We start from the raw sequence: 2,372 nt of genomic DNA, 5'->3' as shown, positions 1-2,372 counted from the left end.
CAGGCGTTGATCCGCAGATCCCCGAATGGGAGAACCCGGCCACCGAATGGGTGGTCACCCACCGCTGAACCCATAGGCGGTGTGGAGGGAACCTGGGGAACTGAAACATCTCAGTACCCAGAGGAAAAGAAATCGAACGAGATTCCCTCAGTAGCGGCGAGCGAACGGGGAAGAGCCTAAACCAACTGGGCGTGCCCAGTTGGGGTCGTGGGACCGACATCGGAGGACGCCTTCCGCTTAGCAGAAGTGTCTGGAACGGCACGCCATAGAGGGTGAGAGCCCCGTATGCGAAAAGCGGAAGCGACTCGTCGGTATCCCGAGTAGCACGGGATAAGTGGAGCCCTGTGCGAATCTGCCCGGACCACCGGGTAAGGCTAAATACTCCTTGCTACCGATAGCGCAACCAGTACCGTGAGGGAAAGGTGAAAAGCACCCCGGAAGGGGGGTGAAAGAGAACCTGAAACCGTGCGCCTACAAGCAGTCGGAGGACTATACCCCTCTGGGGGACAGTCTGACGGCGTGCCTTTTGCAGAATGAGCCGGCGAGTTACGCTCAGCGGCAAGGTTAAGCGTCTCAGACGCGGAGCCGTAGCGAAAGCGAGTCCTCACAGGGCGACTCAGTCGCTGGGCGTAGACCCGAAACCGCGCGATCTACCCCTGGTCAGGCTGAAGCCGTGGTAACACACGGTGGAGGGCCGAACCGGTGTCCGTTGAAAAGGGCTCGGAGGAACTGGGGGTAGTGTGGTGAAATGCCAATCGAGCGCGGAGATAGCTGGTTCTCCCCGAAATGCATTGAGGTGCAGCCTCACGCGCTATGCGATGCAGGTAGAGCCACTGGATGGGCTAGGGGCCCTACCAGGTTACCGAACCCAACCAAACTCCGAATGGCATCGCAGGAAGCGTGGGAGTGAGACAGCGACGGATGAGCGCCGTTGTCAAAAGGGCAACAGCCCAGACCGCCCGCTAAGGTCCCCAAACACAGGCTAAGTGTGAAAGGATGTAGGGTCGCGTAAACAACCAGGAGGTTGGCTTAGAAGCAGCCATCCTTTAAACAGTGCGTAACAGCTGACTGGTCGAATGTGACCCTGCGCCGACAATGTAAGGGGGCTCAAGCCTGTTACCGAAGCGGCGGGTTCCCCGTAAGGGGAGCGGTAGGGGAGCGTTCTGCACGCAGGGAAGGTGGAGCGGAAGCACCACTGGAGCGTGCAGAAGTGAGAATGCCGGCACGAGTAGCGAGAAGACGGGTGAGAATCCCGTCCGCCGAAAGCCTAAGGGTTCTTCAGGCAGGTTCGTCCGCTGAAGGTTAGGCGGTCCTAAGCCGAGGGCGAAACGCCGTAGGCGAAGGGCAGTGGGTCAACATTCCCACCCCAGGTGGTGGAGCCAAGCGGTGACGCTTCAGAATCGGTCGGGCGCAGAGTTGGAAGGCTGCGCTCGCCCCAGCGGCAACTCTGGGGCGACGAAGGGATCCCTCGCGGTGAACGAAGCGACCGTGACTGGAGCCGAGAAAACCCGCGTAGCGTTGAAACCACCTGACCGTACCGCAAACCGACACAGGTAGGCGAGGCGAGGAGCCTCAGGCGCGCGAGAGAAGTCCCGCTAAGGAACTCGGCAAATTGACCCCGTAACTTCGGGAGAAGGGGTGCCTCGAAAGAGGTCGCAGCAAAGCGGGCCCGGCGACTGTTTACCAAAAACACAGCTCTCTGCGAAGGGGAAACCCGATGTATAGGGGGCGACGCTTGGCCAATGCCCGTAGGTTAAGGCGAGGGGTCAGCCGCAAGGTGCAGCCCCGAACTGAAGCCCGGGTGAATGCCGGCCGTAACTCTAACGGTTCGTCACAGGGCCGTTGTAAAATCTGGCTATATGCTGGGACAGCTCGTGGATCCCACACTACCGAGGAGGTGACAAAGTGATGGGTGGAGCCAATCAGCAGGAAAGACTTGAAGTCACCGAAGAGGCGAAATGGTTCCTCGCAGGGTTCATCGAAGGCGAAGGCTCGCTGCTGGTGAGCATCAAACACCACGAAACCAGCCGCTACGGATACTATGTTGACCCAGAGTTCCATCTGGTGCAACACCGCAGCGGACTACCCCTGCTCAAACTCGCCCAGCAAGTCTTCGGCACAGGACGCATCTTCCCCAAACCGGGAAGCCCCAACTGCTATGTCTACGCCATCCACTGTCGGCGTAGCCTCTGGGAGAAGGTCGTACCCTACTTCGAGAAGTATGTGGTACCCTTCTCATGCAAGCGCGAAACCTTCTATCGGTTCCGCGAAATCCTGGAGCTGATGAACCAAGGGGAACACCGCCGCCCTGAGGGGCTGGCACGCATCGTCGAGAAGGCGTATGCGATGAACCCAGCCGCTAAGGGAAAGCA

At 59.5% G+C, this 2,372-nt stretch carries 1 protein-coding gene and 1 rRNA gene; both read left to right on the top strand.

The genetic code is table 11. The annotated features are described in order from the left end of the window. Positions 1-1,900 (top strand): 23S ribosomal RNA (locus NW830_RS11340); the annotation flags it as partial. 8 nt (positions 1,901-1,908) lie between these two features. Continuing rightward, positions 1,909-2,372, top strand: a 464-nt coding sequence (locus NW830_RS11335; RefSeq protein WP_414404704.1) for an LAGLIDADG family homing endonuclease, incomplete at its 3' end; no start/stop codon positions are given.

This window comes from Synechococcus sp. OH30 (genome assembly GCF_047462175.1).
Taxonomy (GTDB): domain Bacteria; phylum Cyanobacteriota; class Cyanobacteriia; order Thermostichales; family Thermostichaceae; genus Thermostichus.
The sequence above is the reverse complement of the archived record's forward strand: the minus strand, read 5'-3'. Positions and strand labels throughout refer to the sequence as shown.